Origin of the sequence: Streptomyces resistomycificus (genome assembly GCF_001514265.1) — a bacterium.
Lineage (GTDB): Bacteria > Actinomycetota > Actinomycetes > Streptomycetales > Streptomycetaceae > Streptomyces > Streptomyces resistomycificus.
In genome coordinates, this window is record NZ_KQ948991.1 from 368,684 (window position 1) to 385,957 (window position 17,274).

Annotated in this window: 15 protein-coding genes; 7 read left to right on the forward strand and 8 right to left on the reverse strand. The window is 73.5% G+C overall.

Annotated elements, in window-relative coordinates; translation table 11 throughout:
* Window positions 1–445 precede the first annotated feature (445 nt).
* Window positions 446–1,894, forward strand: coding sequence for a DUF2079 domain-containing protein (locus AQJ84_RS16170; RefSeq protein ID WP_374935436.1), 1,449 nt, complete (start codon window positions 446–448; stop codon window positions 1,892–1,894).
* A 35-nt stretch (window positions 1,895–1,929) separates the two neighbouring features.
* Here AQJ84_RS16170 and AQJ84_RS16175 read toward each other — a convergent pair whose 3' ends face one another.
* Window positions 1,930–3,636, reverse strand: a complete 1,707-nt coding sequence (locus AQJ84_RS16175; RefSeq protein WP_053192883.1) for a lysyl oxidase family protein — start codon at window positions 3,634–3,636, stop codon at window positions 1,930–1,932.
* 231 nt (window positions 3,637–3,867) lie between these two features.
* On the opposite strand from AQJ84_RS16175, the gene AQJ84_RS16180 reads away from it, so the two are divergent.
* Complete coding sequence (locus AQJ84_RS16180; RefSeq protein ID WP_030045896.1) at window positions 3,868–4,236, forward strand: DUF6479 family protein; 369 nt, start codon at window positions 3,868–3,870, stop codon at window positions 4,234–4,236.
* 77 nt (window positions 4,237–4,313) lie between these two features.
* On the opposite strand, the gene AQJ84_RS16185 is transcribed toward AQJ84_RS16180, so the two are convergent.
* Window positions 4,314–4,841, reverse strand: coding sequence for a DUF7144 family membrane protein (locus tag AQJ84_RS16185; protein ID WP_053192885.1), 528 nt, complete (start codon window positions 4,839–4,841; stop codon window positions 4,314–4,316).
* 196 nt (window positions 4,842–5,037) lie between these two features.
* Between AQJ84_RS16185 and AQJ84_RS16190 the strand changes: the two genes are divergently transcribed.
* Together AQJ84_RS16190 and AQJ84_RS16195 are read left to right on the forward strand one after the other, a co-directional pair.
* Complete coding sequence (locus AQJ84_RS16190; protein WP_053192887.1) at window positions 5,038–5,580, forward strand: hypothetical protein; 543 nt, start codon at window positions 5,038–5,040, stop codon at window positions 5,578–5,580.
* A 65-nt stretch (window positions 5,581–5,645) separates the two neighbouring features.
* The gene (locus tag AQJ84_RS16195) at window positions 5,646–6,770 is read left to right on the forward strand and encodes an aminopeptidase P family protein (protein WP_030045898.1); all 1,125 of its coding nucleotides are present in this window, start codon (window positions 5,646–5,648) and stop codon (window positions 6,768–6,770) included.
* 22 nt (window positions 6,771–6,792) lie between these two features.
* Here AQJ84_RS16195 and AQJ84_RS16200 read toward each other — a convergent pair whose 3' ends face one another.
* On the reverse strand, window positions 6,793–7,536 hold the full coding sequence (locus AQJ84_RS16200) for an Ig-like domain-containing protein (protein WP_053192889.1): 744 nt from the start codon (window positions 7,534–7,536) through the stop codon (window positions 6,793–6,795).
* 227 nt (window positions 7,537–7,763) lie between these two features.
* Between AQJ84_RS16200 and AQJ84_RS16205 the strand changes: the two genes are divergently transcribed.
* On the forward strand, window positions 7,764–8,465 hold the full coding sequence (locus tag AQJ84_RS16205) for a DUF4142 domain-containing protein (RefSeq protein WP_198536394.1): 702 nt from the start codon (window positions 7,764–7,766) through the stop codon (window positions 8,463–8,465).
* A 20-nt stretch (window positions 8,466–8,485) separates the two neighbouring features.
* Here AQJ84_RS16205 and AQJ84_RS16210 read toward each other — a convergent pair whose 3' ends face one another.
* Window positions 8,486–10,162 carry a glycoside hydrolase family 13 protein gene (locus AQJ84_RS16210; protein ID WP_053192897.1) on the reverse strand — a complete coding sequence of 559 codons (1,677 nt, stop codon included), beginning with the start codon at window positions 10,160–10,162 and terminating at the stop codon, window positions 8,486–8,488.
* Window positions 10,163–10,436: 274 nt separating this feature from the next.
* Here AQJ84_RS16210 and AQJ84_RS16215 point away from each other — a divergent pair, with 274 nt between their 5' ends.
* Complete coding sequence (locus tag AQJ84_RS16215; RefSeq protein WP_030045904.1) at window positions 10,437–11,366, forward strand: LAETG motif-containing sortase-dependent surface protein; 930 nt, start codon at window positions 10,437–10,439, stop codon at window positions 11,364–11,366.
* A gap of 153 nt (window positions 11,367–11,519) precedes the next feature.
* Here AQJ84_RS16215 and AQJ84_RS16220 read toward each other — a convergent pair whose 3' ends face one another.
* Both AQJ84_RS16220 and thrS read right to left on the reverse strand, forming a co-directional pair.
* The gene (locus AQJ84_RS16220) at window positions 11,520–12,482 is read right to left on the reverse strand and encodes a nucleoside hydrolase (RefSeq protein ID WP_030045905.1); all 963 of its coding nucleotides are present in this window, start codon (window positions 12,480–12,482) and stop codon (window positions 11,520–11,522) included.
* 34 nt (window positions 12,483–12,516) lie between these two features.
* Entirely contained in the window at window positions 12,517–13,737 is a 1,221-nt protein-coding gene (thrS, locus tag AQJ84_RS16225) for a threonine--tRNA ligase (protein ID WP_053192899.1), read from the reverse strand.
* Window positions 13,738–14,061: 324 nt separating this feature from the next.
* On the opposite strand from thrS, the gene AQJ84_RS16230 reads away from it, so the two are divergent.
* Window positions 14,062–14,847 carry a hypothetical protein gene (locus AQJ84_RS16230; RefSeq protein ID WP_030045908.1) on the forward strand — a complete coding sequence of 262 codons (786 nt, stop codon included), beginning with the start codon at window positions 14,062–14,064 and terminating at the stop codon, window positions 14,845–14,847.
* A 24-nt stretch (window positions 14,848–14,871) separates the two neighbouring features.
* Here the strand turns inward: AQJ84_RS16230 and AQJ84_RS44975 are convergent, their stop codons facing one another.
* Together AQJ84_RS44975 and AQJ84_RS16240 are read right to left on the reverse strand one after the other, a co-directional pair.
* Entirely contained in the window at window positions 14,872–16,290 is a 1,419-nt protein-coding gene (locus AQJ84_RS44975) for a GAF domain-containing protein (protein WP_310591797.1), read from the reverse strand.
* A 662-nt stretch (window positions 16,291–16,952) separates the two neighbouring features.
* Complete coding sequence (locus AQJ84_RS16240) at window positions 16,953–17,267, reverse strand: hypothetical protein (protein ID WP_030042096.1); 315 nt, start codon at window positions 17,265–17,267, stop codon at window positions 16,953–16,955.
* Window positions 17,268–17,274 lie beyond the last annotated feature (7 nt).

A 17,274-nucleotide genomic window follows, 5' to 3' on the forward strand; every position in this document is an offset into this window, starting at 1 on the left:
GGAGGCCCGGAGGCCCGGAGGCCCGGAGGCCCGGAGGCCCGGAGGCCCGGAGGCCCGGAGGCCCGGAGGCCCGGAGGCCCGGAGGCCCGGAGGCCCGGAGGCCCGGAGGCCCGGAGGCCCGGAGGCCCGGAGGCCCGGAGGCCCGGAGGCCCGGAGGCCCGGAGGCCCGGAGGCCCGGAGGCGCGGAGGCGCGGAGGCCCGGAGGCGCGGAGGCCCGGAGGCGCGGAGGCGCGGAGGCGCGGAGGCGGCGGGAGGTGCAGGCGGTCAGGGTGGTCCAGTACGGGGAAGACGTCGCCTCACAGCCGGGTCCGCATTCCGAGCCCGGCAGGGTGAGGGGGTGCGGCGCGCTGTTGACGACGGTGCAGCGCCCGCGCAGCGCCGTCATGGGAGGCCGTCGGTGCCCCCGTGTGTCGACGGTTCCGGCGGACTCGTAAGAATTCCGCCCGTGCCCCATGCCCTGCCCGTCCCGCCCCAGGACACCGAGACACCGCCGCGCTCCATACCGACGCCGGTCACGCACCCCCCGCGTGACCGGCGCCTCCAGCCGTCCGGCCGGCGCGACCCGTATCTCCTCGCGGTCGTCCTCCTCGCCGCCTACGCGACCCTCTCCGTCGCCCGCTACCGGCACCTGGCCACCCGCTCGTGGGATCTCGGCATCTTCGAGCAGGCGATCCGCGCCTACGCCCATCTCCGGGCGCCCGTCGTCGACCTGAAGGGCCCGGGGTTCAACATCCTGGGCGACCACTTCAGCCCGGTCACCGCGCTCCTCGCCCCCGCGTACCGGATCTTCCCCTCCCCCGTCACCCTCCTCGTCGCCCAGGCCGCGCTGCTCGCGCTGGCGGCCGTGCCGGTGACCCGCGCGGCCGCCTCCCTGCTCGGCCGCCGCCGGGGTCTCGCTCTCGGCGTCGCGTTCGGCCTGTCCTGGGGGATCCAGCGGGCCGTCGACTTCGACTTCCACGAGATCTGTTTCGCCGTACCGCTGATCGCGTTCAGTCTGGAGGCGCTGCTGGCCCGCAGCTGGCGGCGGGCGTTGCTGTGGGCGCTGCCCCTGGTCCTGGTCAAGGAGGATCTGGGGCTGACGCTGGCGGCGATCGCCCTGGTCGTGGCGCTGCGTGCCCGTCGGGTCGCGCCGCGCGCGGCGCTGGGCGCGCTCGCCGTGGCCGCCGTGGGCGTCGCGGCCACCGTGGTCACGCTGACCGTCGTCATCCCGGCCTTCAACACGGCCGGTGACTACGACTACTGGACCAAGGTCGACAACGGCTTGGCCCTCTTCGACGGCTCCGGCACCAAACTCCGTACGCTCGCCTGGCTGGCGATCCCCACCAGCGGTCTGCTGGCCCTGCGGTCCCCGCTGATCGCCGTGGCCCTGCCCACTCTCGGCTGGCGCTTCCTCTCCGCCGACGACCACTACTGGGGCACCGGCTGGCACTACAGCGCGGTCCTGATGCCGGTCGTCACCCTCGCCCTCGCCGACGCCCTCGGTACCACCCGCTACAGCCCGCGGCCCTGGCTGCGCTCGTACGCGAACCAGCTGCCCGCCGCCGTGGCGGCCGCCGCGCTCGCGCTCACGACCACCCTCCCCCTGTCGGTGCTGGCCGAGGCCGAGGTGTACCGAACGCCGGCCCGGGTCACCGCCGTGGACCGCATGCTGGACCGTGTCCCCGACGGCGCGACCGTGGAGGCCGACCTCGGCACGCTCAGCCGTCTGACCTCCCGCTGCCGGGTCTTCTGGACCGGCAACACGGGTGACGTGACCCCCGACTACATCGCCCTGGACAACTCCGACCGCTCGATCAGGGACATCGGGGAGTACGTCCACGGGCTCCACCCGGACGCCTCGTACACGATCGTCGGCGCCACGCACGGGTACGTCGTCCTCCGCCACCGCGACTGACGGACGACGGAGGACGACGGCCCCGCGCGGCCTCTTTACGGGGCGTTGATCAGGTCGTGCGGCGGGACGACCACCGTGCGGGCGCCCGGCTCGCCGCCCAGGATCACCTTGCGCAGCGCGATGTTGTTGTCGGTGTTCGTCTCCTGGAGGCGCTTCTCCGGGTTGGCGATCACCTGGATGTAGTACGTGCCGTTCGGCAGGTCGGTGACGTCGAAGGACTGGCCGGGACGGTACTGGGTGTACGTGTCGCCGGAGCCGACGTCGAGGACCTCACGCACGGAGATCGAGTTCTGCTGACCGCAGGCGGTCGACAGGTCGGTGTTGCGCGGCTTCCAGTTGGCGTTCTTCACCGTGTAGTCGATGGCGTCCGTGTTGGCCAGGCAGAACGCCTCCTTGCCGCTGCGGACCTCCTTGGTCTGGTCCTCGCTCAGCAGCCGGTAGCTGGCGAAGTCGGTGAAGTGCCAGTGCTCGTGGCCGAGGCGCGGGTCCCACTCCATGGTGCCGGTGGGCGTGTACCCGACCTGCTTGCCGTTCGCGTCGTAGAAGTACTGGTACGCGTCCATCAGGTCCTTGCCGGGGCTGCGGAAGCCGTCCACGACGAGGGGCGCTGGGCCCGCGTTCCAGACGTTCGCGCTGAAGGCGAGGTACTCCTTGCCCGGTGCGTCGCCGTCCTCGCCGTCGGTGATGGCGATGTCCCAGGCGGGCAGCGACCGCAGGTCTGGCTTGGGCACGTTCGCCGGGGCGCCGGCCCGGCCGGCGGGCCGCTTGGTGTTGGGCGTCAGCGCGGGCGCGATGCGTGAGCCGTCGGTGTGGCCGGGTCCGTCGCCCAGGTGGTGGGCTGCGCCGCGGTCCTCCAGCGCGTGCGAGAGGGCGGGGGGTGTGGGCGCGTCGGCGCCGCGGGGGCCGTAGTGGTGGGAGGCCTGGGCGTCGGTGTGCGCGCCGTGGCCGCCGCCGTGGTGGGCGGAGGAGCCGGACGCCTTGGCCCTGAGGCCTGCCCCGCCCCCGCCGTGGTTCTCCCGGACCGTCACCTTGATGGTGGGCCGGTCGTCGGGGATGTCGAAGAGGTCGCGGTACCGCTCGGCGACCGAGACCTTGGCCGTGTACTCGCCCGCCGGCAGGTCCACCGGGCGGTCGTAGTCGATCTGGCTGGAGTTGGCCGCCCAGCCTTCCTCGACACCCCACACCGAGCCCAGCGTCCACGGGTTGGTGGAACAGCTCTCCGGGTAGTGCGAGGTCGCCGGGGCGTCCGGCCGCAGCCGCCCGGAGGCGTTGTTGGGGCAGAAGGCGCCCTCGGTCTTCGAGACCTCCTTGCCGGTGGCGTCGGTGAGCGTCACGTTCAGGAAGCCGGTCAGCCCGGCGAAGTCCTTCACCAGCCCGGCGGGCAGGGTCTTCGTCCGGGTACTGGTCCCGTCACGGAGTATCTGCCGGGCGACCACCGGGTCCTTGTACGACTTCCGGGTCACCTTGAACTCCAGCGGCGCGTCGTCGACCGTGACGTACGTACCGAGGTCGAGGACGACACCCGAGTCCCACTCGTAGCGGTCCAGCGTCACGGCGTCCGACGCGGCGACCAGCTTCAGCTTCGGCTTCCCGGGGGCCGCCTCCGCCGCCTCCGCATCCTCACCGGGCACGGCTCCGACGCCCGTGAAGGCGACGGCGAGCGCGGCTCCGGCGGCGAGGGCGGAGCGCTGTAAACGACTACGACTGCCTCTGCGACCGCCGTGCTGTTCCTGGCTGTTCATCGGTACTTGTCTCCCAGGGGTTCCGGATCGAGTCTGTGAACACCCTGTGAGAGTCGTGAAAACCGAGCCGGGGTTGTCCGTTGAGCAGAAAACGACCCCGAGTGACGCGAACTCGACGTTCGAGCGCCCAGGCCGCGCACTTCTCCGGCTGACCGGGGCCGTGTCCACCGGTTCCGAAGTCGTGTGGACTGGGGCGCACACTTATCACCCATTTCGGTGATAATCGGAAGTATGAGTACCGCGACGTTCGTAGTGGCGGCCACGGGGAGCGACGTGCTCAACGTGATCGCCGCCTTCGCAGGTGGACTGCTCATCGCCGGTGCACTGGTGTGGGCCGTGCGGCTGGGCATCAGGGTGATGGACCAGGAATCGCCACATCCACGCCCGGACGAGCAGCCCAAGCTGCCGCAGTCCGGCCCGGTCCGTGAGATCCGGGAGGTGCGGGAACCGGACGAGGTGCCGGTCGCGGCGGGGCGCAAACGGCTCATGCCCTACGAGATCCACCAGTCGGGGACAAGACGGGGAAAGGACCAGCAGCGCAAGCGCTGGCTGCCCGGCTCCAGCGGCTCCTTCGGCAGCGGCGGCGCCGGCCGCGTGTGAGGGCGCGCACCGGCCCGGTCGGCGAGTTCGGGGGAACCCACCGACCGGGCCGGTCCACGGCTACGCGGCTGCCGCGGCTACGCGTTGCGGCGTTCCGCGCCGGGCCGGTACACCGCCAGCGCCCAGATCACGAAGAAGTCGATCGCGATCATGACGATCGACCAGACCGGCGAGTAGGGCAGGAAGAGGAACTGGGCGAGCATGCTCAGCGACGCCAGGAAGATGCCGGTCATCCGGGCCCAGGTGGCGCCCTTGAGGATGCCCACGCCGGTGGCGACGGCGAGTGCGCCGAGGCAGATGAGGATGACGCCCCAGCCGGTGAGGTTGATCTTGTAGACGTAGTCGTCGAGGTTGGCCCACACGTCGTCCTTCGCCATCGCGGAGATGCCCTGGAAGATCGCCAGGACCCCGTTCATCAGCATCAGGACACCCGCGAAGACGACACCGCCGGCGGCCCAGGAGGACTCGGTCGGCGAGAGCCCGGAGCCGTAGTCGCCCCGGCCCGTCTGGCGTTGGGTGTCGTCCCAGACCGGCGGCGTCTGCCCGCCTGCCGGCTGCTGCCCGCCGCCGGTCGGCGGTTGTGTCGCGTGCGGCTGCTGGGTCATGCCTGACCCCGTTTCTTCCGGGGCGGGCGGCGCCGTCCGCCGTCCGCCGATGTCGTGTGGTTCGACCATCGAGCCGAGTCGCGGCCCCCGCCACGGGGCAGGGCCGTCCGGGTGACGCCCGGCGTGCGGGGGCGGCCGGAGAGGCCTTCACTGGAAGAGCGGAACCTTTCCCGGTTTCCCGGGTCCTGGAGGCGACATGACCGGTCACCGAGCGCGCCGGACGACGTGCGGGGCGGTGCGGACGGCCTCGGCCGGCGCCCTGGCCGCCGTGACGGCCCTTGTCGCGCTCACCGGCTGCTCCGGCGACGACAGCCCCTCGGACGCGGTCAGCAAAGCGGCCTCGGCGGCCCGTTCGGTGGGCGGGGAGGCGAGCGCGGCCGCGTCCTCGCTCGCCGCGCAGGCCTCGGAGGCGTACGCGTCGGCGACCGCTGCGGCGGGCCGGGAGTTCGACGAGGTCAAGGGAGGTGTCGACGCCAAGGACGACGTGCGGGTGGGCACCCCGGCCACCGAACGCGACGGCCGTACGACGGTCGTCGTCACCGTGGACAACACGGCCGGCTCGGCGAAGTCCTTCCTCGTGCAGGTCGACTTCACCGACCGGAGCGGCAAGCGGGTCGACGTGGTCCTCGTCACCGTCTCCGGCCTGGCGGCCGGTGACTCCGGTCAGGCCACGGCCCGCAGCACGCACGACCTGGGCGGCGAGGTGACGGCGAAGGTGGCACGGGCGGTGCGGTACTGATCCGCGGCGGGGTCCGGGACCGCGGACCGGCCCGCAGGCGCACACCCCGACGACAGGGCAGGGCGATGAGCGAGACACCGGTGGCCTTCACCGAGCAGGACCACGCGGACCGGATGGTCCGGGCGGCCCGGGACGCCGTGTCCGCCGGGCTCGCCGGGCTGCTGGTGACACCCGGCCCCGACCTGACCTGGCTGTGCGGCTACCGGCCCGCCGTGCCCACCGAGCGCCTCACCCTGCTGGTGCTGGTGCCCGAGTCGGAGCCCCGGCTGCTGGTCCCCGCGCTGGAACGCCCGGACGCCGAGGCGGCCCCCGGGGCGGGCGCCCTGCGTCTGTCGGAGTGGCGGGACGGGCAGGACCCGTACGCGGCGGCGGCCGGCCTGCTGCGCCCCAACGGTCACTACGGCGTCTCCGACTCCACCCGGGCGGTGCACCTGCTGGGCCTTCAGGAGGCGCTGCCCATGACCACCTACCGGGCGCTGACCACCGTGCTGCCGATGCTGCGGGCGGTCAAGGACGATCACGAGGTGGCGCGGCTCGCGGCGGCGGGGACGGCGGCGGACGCGGCGTACGAGGAGATCCTGTCCGTACGGTTCGCGGGGCGCCGGGAGAGGGACGTGGCGGCCGACCTGGCCCGTCTGCTGCGCGCGCACGGCCACGGCCAGGTCGACTTCACCGTGGTGGGCTCCGGGCCCAACGGCGCGGACCCGCACCACGAGGCCGGCGAGCGGGTCATCGAGGACGGCGACATGGTGGTCCTGGACTTCGGCGGCCTGAAGGACGGCTACGGCTCCGACACCACCCGGACCGTGCACGTGGGCGAGCCCACGGACGAGGAACGCGCGGTGCACGACGTCGTTCGCCAGGCCCAGCAGGCCGCCTTCGAGGCCGTACGGCCCGGTGTGCCCTGTCAGGAGATCGACCGGGTGGCCCGCACGGTCGTGGAGGCCGCCGGGTACGGCGCGTACTGCGTCCGGCGCACCGGCCACGGCGTCGGAGTCACCACGCACGAGCCGCCGTACCTCGTGCGGGGCGAACAGCGGCCGCTCGTGGCCGGGATGTGCTTCTCCATCGAACCGGGCATCTGTCTGCCCGGCCGCTTCGGCGTCCGGATCGAGGACGTCGTGACCTGCACGGAGACGGGCGGGCGGCGGCTGAACACCACCCCGCACGAGATGGCCGTGGTGAGCTGAGCCCGCCGGGAACGCGCAGCGGTCAGGCTCGCGGCAGCGCCCGGCCGGCCACCGTGATCGTGATCTGCTCGCTCATCGCGCTCACCCCGTTCAGGGTCGCCGTCGCCTGGAGGAGGCCGACGCCCGCCGGAAGGTCGGCGGCGGGAGCGCACGACCAGGTGCCCTCGGCCGTCGTCGTCGTCGCGCAGACCTCGTTCTCCAGGGCGTCCCGCACGGTGACCTGGGCGCCCGGGTAGGCGGTACCGGACGCCTCCGGCCGGGCCGGCAGCGGCACTCCCGACTCGGGGCGCGTCAGCGTCGGCTCGGGCAGGCCGACGGTCACCTCGCAGGTGCCCTGCTCCGTCACCGCACCCCGCCCGTCCGTCAGCCGCAGGACGCACCCCGGCAGCCGCGTGCCCGGCACCGCGTCCGGGGCCACCGTCAGCACGAAGGGGAACGTGCCCTCGGCGGAGGTCGAGGTGAAGGTGTACGTGCCCGTCCCCCCGCCGGCCGCCACCTCCCCGCGATAGCCGCTCGCCGCGAGCGGCACGCCCGTGACCTCGCTGTCGTCGGGAGCCGTCAGGGTCAGTGCCGACCCGGGCCCCGGCGCCGCGCCCCCGTACCCGGAGACCTCGACGATGCCCGCGCGCCCCGGGGCGATGGTCGCGGCCCCCCACAACTCCCCGTCGCGGGCGGCGGAAGCGGACGGCGGCCTGGACACGGCCACCGTGCCCGCCACCGCGATAGCCGCCAGCACTACCCCCGTCGCCTTCCTCGGCCTGCTCATCTTCGCCACCGTTCCTCACCGGACGTCGTGGACCCGCTGCGTGCGATTCTCGCGGCCGTTTCCGCAGGTGGCGTGTGCTGTGCGGCCGTATGGGCGAGGGCGGCGCCAGCGGCGGCGAGGACCGGATGAACGCAGGCGCCCTCGCATCCGTACTTCCGTGCGTCCAACCCGCCGTTCGGCGGGCCCCCGATCGGGCAGGAGGCACGGTGCCGCTTTCAAGGAACGCGATGGGAACCCTCTTCGTGGGCGGTGCCCTCACGCTGACTATGGGCGCGCTCGCCTATCCCTCGATGCTCGGCCTCGACACCGTTTCCAGTGCGCAGGACCGGATCATCGCGCAGACGCAGTGGGGACCACTGACGGAGCAGGAGCGGGACTTCGTGGTGAAGGTGCGCGCGGCCGGCCTGTGGGAGTACCCCCTGGGGCAGATCGCCCTGAAGAAGGGGACGACCAAGGAGGTCAGGACCGCGGGTGAGCACCTCATCGACGGCCACGCGGCACTGGACGCCAGTTGCCGCAAGATCGCCCCGCTGCTGAACATCACGCTGCCGAACGTGGCCAGCCCGCAGCAGGTCGCCTTCGTGAACCAGATCGACTCGGCGAGCGGCAACGAGTTCAACTCCAACTTCGCCAACATCCTGCGCACCACACACGGTTCGATCTTCAACGCGATCGCGAAGATCCGCTCCACCACCAAGAACACGCTGATCCGGCAGCTCGCCGACCAGGCCAACAACACGGTCCTCGACCACATCACGGTCATGGAGAAGACCGGCCTGGTCAACTTCGACTCGGCCCTCTTCCAGCAGACCACCCCGCCGAAGCTGCCCCAGGACGACCTCACCCCGCCGGCGCCGCAGCCCGGCGAGCCGATGGTCGTCCTCAGCCCGCCGGCGACCGCGACGGCGACCCCGACGATCACGCCGTGAGCCCGACGGCGGGGTGACCGTCAGGGGATCAGCCACACCGTGGTGTCCGGACCGAGCCGCCCGTCCCGCGACGGGCGGCTGGTCAGCAGCACCTCACCCGGTGGCAGCGGTACGGCCCGCTCCGAGAGGTTGGCGACGCACCGCCAGCCGTCGTGCCGGGTGAAGTCCAGCACGCCGGGCGGGCTGTCGGCCGCCCAGGTCAGCGTCTCCCCCTCCAGCAGCTTGCGGCGCAGCCGCAGGGCCGTGCGGTACAGCTCCAGGGTCGAGCCTTCGACCCCGTCCTGGGCGTCGACGGCGTACCCGGCGAAGCTCTCCGGCTGCGGCAGCCAGGCCCCGCCCGCGCCGAAGCCGTAGGACTCTCCCGTGCTCGTCCACGGCAGCGGCACCCGGCACCCGTCGCGCCCCTTGCGGACGTGGCCGGTCTGGTCCCAGATCGGGTCCTGGAGCACCTCGAAGGGCAGGTCGGCGACCTCGGGCAGACCGAGTTCCTCGCCCTGGTAGAGGTACGAGGAGCCGGGCAGCGCCAGCATCAGCAGGGTGGCCGCCCGGGCTCGCCGCAGGCCCCGGGCGGCGTCGATCGCGGGGGCGTGGCCGCCCGACAGCAGCCAGGCGTTGGTGTCGGTGCCGGGCGGGAGCAGCAGCCGGGAGGTGTGCCGCACGACGTCGTGGTTGGACAGCACCCAGGTGGCGGAGGCGCCGGCCTCCTTCGCGGTCGCCAGCGAGTCGACGATGACCCGGCGCAGTTCGTCGGCGTCCCAGCCGGCCTGGAGGTACTCGAAGTTGAAGGCCTGGCCGAGCTCGTCCGGGCGGGCGTAGCGGGCGCGCCGGGCGCCGGGGACCCAGGCCTCGGCGACCGCCATGCGGGGCGGGCGGTAGGCGTCGAGGATCTTGCGCCAGTCGCGGTAGATCTCGTGGACCTCGTCGCGGTCGAAGAACGGGTGGGCGCCGGGCGGGAACTCCGGCAGCGAGTCCTCGCTGCTGAGTTCGGGGGCGCCGAGGTCGCGCAGCGGTTCGTCCAGGTCCTTGGCGAGGGCGTGGGCGACGTCGACACGGAAGCCGTCGACCCCGCGGTCGGACCAGAAGCGCAGGGTGGTGCGGAAGTCGGCGCGGACCTCCTCGTTCGCCCAGTTCAGGTCGGGCTGCTCGGGGGCGAACAGGTGCAGGTACCACTGTCCGTCCGGCACCCGCTTCCAGGCACTGCCGCCGAACACGGACTGCCAGTCGGTGGGCGGGAGTTCGCCGTGGGTGCCACCGCCGTCGCGGAAGACGTAACGGTCGCGGGCCGGGGAGCCGGGCGGGGCGGCGAGGGCCTCCCGGAACCAGGGGTGCTGGTGGGAGGTGTGGTTGGGGACGAGGTCGACGATCACCTTCAGCCCCAGGCGGTGGGCCTCGGCGGCCAGCGCGTCGAAGTCGTCGAGGGTGCCGAGGCGCGGGTCGACGTCCCGGTAGTCGGCGACGTCGTAGCCGCCGTCGGCGAGTTCGGAGGGGTAGAACGGGCTGAGCCACAGGGCGTCCACACCCAGTGCGGCGAGGTGGTTCAGCCGCCGGGTGACGCCTCGCAGGTCACCGAGCCCGTCACCGTCGGCGTCGGCGAAGCTGCGGGGGTAGACCTGGTAGACGACGGCCTGGCGCCACCAGTTCGGGTCCCTGGAGGAGAGGTCGGGAAGGTCGGGGCGATCGGGATTCGGGTCGGTCACGCGGCGGTCTCCCTCATGGCGATCGTGACGTGGGGCTAACGGCAATCAGGTATCTGTCCCCATTGTCGGGAAAGCGAACTCGAACGCCGTCCGGAGCACTTCATTCCCCGTGTGATGAAATTGTGATGGCGTCTTGAACTCACTCTGCATCAGTGCAGGTTGACAGCGTTCCGGGGAGAGATCCACGATGTGCGGACACCGTGGCGCATGTGACCAATGTGCCCAGTGTTTCTCAGAGCTCTGCATCACCCCTCACACATCCGATGGGATCCGCATGTCCATAGCTAGACGTGTCACCGCGCGCCGCCTGCTGGGGACGGGCGCCGCGGCGCTCGTCCTCTGTGCCGTCTCCGCCCCGACCTCCTGGGCCCACGGCACACCCGGCGGCGACGGCTGGAACTCCGGCGGCACGTACAAGCCCGGCACCGGCGCGGGTACGGAGACCGGGACGGACCGCTGCCAGTTCTCGCTGGACGGCGTGAACTTCTACGACTCGGTCAAGGTCGACGACCAGAACCTCAAGCCCACCGACGACGGCAAGGTCCACATCAAGGTCCGTGCGGCCGGCGACGCCGCCACCTGCACGGCCTCCCTGGCCTCCTACCTCGCCCACGGCGCGACCTTCGCGACCTCCGGCGAGCAGGTCTTCGTCGACTTCGACTCGGTGACCGTCAAGCCGGGCCAGACCGACTCCCTCGACATCGCGGTGCCGGACGCGGGCTGCTTCGCCCAGGTCGACCTCTACCGCGGCGCGGTCAAGTTCGACGGCCAGCTGGACGCCAAGGACGGCTTCGAACACGGTGAGCTGCCCAAGGGCCCGGACCGTCCGGTCATCAAGGACAAGCTGATCGCGGCCTGGAACGGCGGCACCAAGGACTGCACGACGGCTCCGTCCGAGCCGCCGGCCACGCCGACGGCGCCGCCGTCGTCCCCGGCCGAGGAGACCACGCCGCCGGCCACGGAGCCCGCCTCCGAGTCCCCGACGCCGACGCCGTCCGCCTCCACGTCGACCGAGGCCCCGACCCCGTCGGCCTCCGAGTCCACCACCGCGCCGGCCACCACGCCCAAGGGCGGCAAGGGTGACCTCGCCGAGACCGGTGCCGACAGCAACACCGGTCCGATCGCCATCGGCGCGGCCGTGCTCCTCGCGGGTGGTGCGGGCCTCGTGCTGATGACGCGTCGCCGCAAGGCCGCCCGCTCGTAACGGGCAGGCCGGTCGGGGGTACGCCCCCGAGCCCCCGACCGGCCGAACATCCGACGGAACCGGAGGTCCCGGAGGATCCGGAGGACCCGGGAGTCCCGGAGGCCCCGAGATCCCGGAGGACTCGAAGAACCCGGAGGAGCGGCGGCGTCCGGCTCAGACGCCCTCCACCGTGGTCAGCCACAGCTTCACGTACCGCTCCACGTCCACACCCAGGGCGACGTCCACCAGGCGCTGTTCGCGGCCGCCCTCGTGGATCTCGGACTCGCCGGGGCGGGCCCGACGGTCGGCGACCGTCTGCCCCCGCGTCGGACCCGGAGCGAGGCTCACCTCCACCGGAAGGCTTTCGGTGGTGATGCCCGCCGGGTCGACGACCGCGCAGACCGCGCCCGCGTCGCCCAGACCGCCGGTGGGAGTGGGATCGCCCGAGGTCGCGGGGTCACGGTGGGCGAGGAGTTCGCCCGCCATGCGCAGGCTGGGTTCCGCACTCGCCCGCAGCCGCTGCACGTCCGCCGCCGGGACCACGACCCGCTCGAACACGTCCAGTCCGTACATCGTGATCGGCACCCCGGCGGTGAGCAGGATCGCGGCCGCCTCCGGGTCGTGCCACACGTTGAACTCCGCGACCGCCGTGGCGTTCCCGGTCGCCACCGCACCGCCCATGAACACGATCCGCTCGATGTTGCGCACCACCTCCGGGTGCGTGCGCAGGAGCAGGGCGATGTTCGTCAGGGGTGCCATGGGGATGAGGGTGACGGGCCGCGGGGAGGCGAGGATCTCCCGCCGCAGCAGGGTCACCGCGTCCACGTCGACCGCCACCCGGGTCGGCGCGGGCAGGCCGAGGTCGCCCATCCCGTCCCGCCCGTGCACGTGCTGTGCCGTGCGCACCGGCTCGATGAGCGGGCACTCGGCACCGCGCGCGACCGGGATGTCACCGGCCCCGGCCCGCTCCAGCACGGTCAGGGTGTTGCGCACCACCCCGTCCACGTCGGTGTTGCCGGCCACACAGGTCACCGCCCGTACGTCGAGCGCCGGATGGCGTACGGCGAACAGCAGGGCCAGGGCGTCGTCGACACCCGTGTCGCAGTCGATGATCACCGGGATGGGCTGACCGGTCACGGCGGGAATCCTCTCTCAGGGCTACGCCCCGACCTTACGCAGCCGCCCACAGTCCGACCCCGCGATCACCGACACGGGCGCCGATCCGGTCCAGCAGCTCCCCGACCGGCAGGGCCCCCGGCCGGCTCCCGTCCCGCAGCCGTACGGCCGCCAGACCGTCCTCGGCCTCCCGCTCCCCGACCACCGCCTGGTACGGCACCAGCCGCGCCTCCCTGATCCGGGCGCCCAGGGTGCCCTGGCCGGGTCCGGCGAGTTCGGCCCGCAGACCCCGTGCCAGAGCCCGCCGTACGATCTCCCCCGCCTGCTCGACCTGCGCGTCGGCCACCGGCAGCACCACCAACTGCACGGGGGCCAGCCAGGCCGGGAACGCGCCGCCGTGCTGTTCCAGAAGGTGCGCGACCGCCCGTTCCACACTGCCGATGATGCTGCGGTGCACCATGACCGGCCGGTGTTTCGCCCCGTCGGCGCCGATGTAGTGCAGGTCGAAGCGTTCGGGCTGGTGGAAGTCGATCTGGATGGTGGAGAGGGTGGATTCGCGGCCGGCGGGGTCGGTGATCTGGACGTCGATCTTGGGGCCGTAGAAGGCCGCCTCGCCCTCGGCGGCCTCGTAGTCCACGCCGGCGGCGTCGAGCACCTGCTCGAGCAGTCCGGTGGCCCGCCGCCACAGGTCCGGGTCGGCGACGTACTTGCCGCCCTCGCCGGGGAGGGAGAGCCGGTGACGGGTGGCGCGGATGCCGAGATCGGCGTAGGCGCGGCCGATGAGTTCCAGGGCGGCGGCGGCCTCGTCCACAACCTGGTCCAGGGTGCAGAAGATGTGCGCGTCGTTGAGCTGGATGGCCCGCACCCGGGTCAGACCGCCGAGCACGCCCGACAGCTCGGAGCGGTACATGCCGCCCGACTCGGCGATCCGCAGAGGGAGTTCGCGGTAGCTGTGGGAGCGGGAGCGGTAGACGAGGGCGTGGTGGGGGCAGAGACTGGGGCGCAGGACGACCTCCTCCGCGCCCAGCCGCATCGGCGGGAACATGTCGTCGCCGTAGTGGGTCCAGTGCCCCGAGATCTCGTACAGCTCCCGCTTGCCGAGCACGGGTGAGTACACGTGCCGGTAGCCGGCGGCGCGTTCCACCTCCCGGACGTACTCCTCCAGGGTGTGCCGTACGACGGCCCCGTCGGGGAGCCAGTAGGGCAGGCCCGCGCCCATCAGCGGGTCGGTGTCGAACAGGTCGAGTTCACGGCCGAGTCGGCGGTGGTCGTGCATGGCGGGCTCTCCTCACGGTGACCGGGGACGAGCACCCGCACGACGAAGCCCCGGGGCACTCGCCCCGGGGCTTCGACTGGGTCAGCTGTCAGCGCGCCGGGACACTCTCCGGCGTCGTCGTGGAGGACACGGGTCCTGCGTGGGCGCGCTGCATGGCGGGACCTTAACAGCGGGCGGGGGAGCGGGGCGACGGGTTTTCGCGCCGCCGGGCCGTCCGGGCGCCGCGCCGCTCACCCGGACGGCCCGGCTCGCTGGTGGACCGTCGGACGTGGTGGTGCCGTAAGAGGGCGCACTCGATCTTGGCAGCCCCCAGGAGGGACCTCGATGACCCCACCCCCGGCCCGTGTCCTCACCGCTTCCGCGCTGACGGTCGGTGTCCTCCTGGCCTCGGCCGCCTGCTCCGCCCTCACCAGCCCGCCGACCGCCGAGCGGCCCGACCTCACGGCCACGACCACGTCGGCCGCACCGCCCGAGAAGGGCCGGTCACCGGGCGCCTCCCCCGCGCTCACCCCGGCGCAGGCACAGGCCGCGCTGATCACGGACACCGATCTCGGCGAGGCGTGGACGCCGACGCAGGGCGCCGCCACCTGGCACGACGTCGTGCTCAAGGCGACCACGGACCGTCCGGACTGCCGCCGCCTGCTGGACACCCTCTACGCCGAGGAGCCGTTCGGCGCGGACGCCCGGCCCCGGGCGGTGCTGGTGCTCGACGAGGAGTGGAACCAGACCCAGCTGCGCCAGCAGGTCGTCGCCCGGCCCGCCGCGGACGTGGACCGCACGCTGGCCTGGCTGAGGACGCTGCCGAAGCGGTGTGCGCGGTTCACGGCGAAGACCGGGAGCGGTGCGCACGAGGTCGAGGTCACCGAGGCCACGCTGCCGCGGGTCGGTGACAACCGGCAGGGGCTGCGGCTCGTCGTGTCCGGCGAGACGGCCGACGGCGAGCCCGCCTCGTTCACCCTGGACGTCGCCGCGGTCCGGGTCGGCGACGACGCGATGGCCCTCACCTACGGCGGCTTCGGCGAGGTGTACCCGGAGGTCACGCAGGCGGTCGTACAGCTCGCGGCACAGCGCCTGACGGAGGTGCGCAAGCAGGGGCGGGTCGAGGTCTAGCCGGTCGAGGTCTAGCCGGGGTGCTCAGTCAGGGATGAACCTCCACCTGTGCGAGACCACGTCGTGCGCCACCTCGAGGGCGGTGCGGTCGTGCACGAAGGCGTGGGCGCGCAGCCTGGCCAGCGCCTCGTCCGAGCCGACGCCGAGCTGCACCATCATCATGCCGACGGCCTGGTAGATCTCGTCGTGGTCGGTGGCCAGACCGCTCAACCACGACTCCTCTCCTCCCGGTCCGTTCTCCTCGCCCCGGGGCAGGGCCATGAGGGCCGTCGTCATGACACTCGCCACGAGCTGCGCGGTGCGCAGGTCGCGGAGGGAGAGCTCGCCGGGGGTGTCACGGTAGAGGTCGAGCGTGCCCACGCACACGGCCTCGTTCCCCAACGGCAGCGAGTACACCGCCCGCACCCCGGCGGCCGTGGCCTCCCGGGCGAAGACCGGCCAGCGACGGGCGTCCCGGCCGGCCACCAGGTCGGAGGCGAGCACGGGCGCGCCGATCTCCGCGGCGTACATGCAGGGCCCGTCGCCCAGGGTGGCCTGGACCTCCGACAGGTGGGCGGCCTTCTCGCTGCTCGCGCTCAGCTGGACCGGCATCCCGTCACTGCGCAACGACACGCTCGCGCCGACCACGGGCAGCAGCGTGACGGCCACCCCGCACAGCCGCCCCGGGATCTCGGCGGGCCCGGCCCCCCGCACACCGTCCGCGATCACATCGGCAGCCCGCGGCCGATCCCGCTCACCGCGAGGTGCCGACAGGCGGGGGGCGTCGCCGGGGCCGGACCACCGGCGTTCACCATCTCCTCCGGCGAGCTGGGGTGCGCCGTCCCGGCCGGGGGGCCGAGCCCCGCCGTGCCGGTCAGGGGACCGGGGTTCGCCGTCACCTCCGGCGAGCTGGGGGGCGCCGTCCCGGTCAGGGGATCGAGGTTCCTCCTCCCGGCCGGGGCGCCGGGCCCCGCCGTCCCGGTCAGGGGACCGGGGTTCGTCCTCCCGGCCGGGGGGCCGGGCCCCGCCGTCCCGGTCGCGCCGCCGGGGCTCGGTCACCTGGTCGGGGACCCCGAGGGCGCCGGCTCCGTCGCGCCGCGCAGGCTCGGCCTTTCGGCCGGGGGGCCGGGCCCCGCCGTCCCGGTCGCGCCGCCGGGGCTCGGTCACCTGGTCGGGGACCCCGAGGGCGCCGGCTCCGTCGCGCCGCCCGGGCTCCGCCTTTCGGCCGGGGAACCGGGACTCGGCCTGCCGGTCGGGGACCCGGGGTTCGCCGGCCCCGTCGCGCCGCCGGGGCTTCGCCTCCCGGCGGGGGATCCGCTCCGCCTCCTGGTCGGGGGAGCGGTCGGCAGGGGAGCGTCGGGGGTGGTGGGTGCCGGGTGGGGTGGGGGCCTCGTCGTTGTTCGGCGCATCGTCACGATCGCGGTTGTCGCCGGGAACGCCGTCGCGGTCGTCCCTGGGCCCCACGGCCACCGCCTCCTTCACCTCAGCGCGGCCATCAACGTCCGTCGGTCTCCGGGGCGGGCTCGGTCTGAGCAGGGCACACGACGCTCGGCGGCCCGCACTCGGGCCTCGCCCGACTACCCCTGGTCCGACGGGCGAAACGCACCGGAACCGCCTCCCCCGGCGGCGGGATCCGGGGCACCGGCGGGCGGACCGCGGGCGGCTGCCCGCCGACCTTCGTGACGGGGTCCGCGGCGAGTGCGCGCGGTTTCACGTTCCGGTGCCGCGAGGCACGGATGATGCTCAGAACGCCGGAGACGTCGTCGGCGTGGTGGGCACGCCGGTGCGCAGCGTCTTCAGGCAGGGGCCCTCGCCCCCCTCGTACGGCCGCGGGACGAACCGGTCGACGAGCTCGTCGGCGGCGGTGCGGGGGACGGGACGGGGGCGGGACGGGGGCGGGACGGGGGCGGGACGGGGGCGGGACGGGGCCCGGGCGCGCAGCGTGACCGAGCAGCGCAGGGGGCAGGCAGGGGAGACCGCGGCTCTTCTCTCCGGCTCAGGGCCCGCGGGGAGAAGGCGTGGAAGGTGAGTCCGTCACGGCGGGCCTCCCTGCGGGGGGACCTGACAGTGCCGGGGCGATCGCCCGTCGAGTACCCGGTCCACACGCCCCGCCCCCCAGGCCGCGGTCACCGCTGCTCGTAGGGATCCGCCGGCTGCCTCACCCGTCGCACGGACGCCACGTCGAGGACCGCGGGCCAGGCCGCGTCCGTGCCGAGCTTCCCCTCGGGGTGCCACGTCCCGGTGACGGTGACCCAGGTGCCGACCGGCGGCGGGTCGTCGCCGCGCACCTCGATTTCGGTGAACAGGTCGAGCGCGAGCGTCGGCCCGAGCACGGAGGCGACCGTGACGACGGCGAGCAGCGCGGCGCCGCCGAACACGGTGTGAAGGAGCACGCGCACGGCGAGCCGCAGGCCGTCGCCCGCCGTCCGTTGGTCATGCACGTGCCCC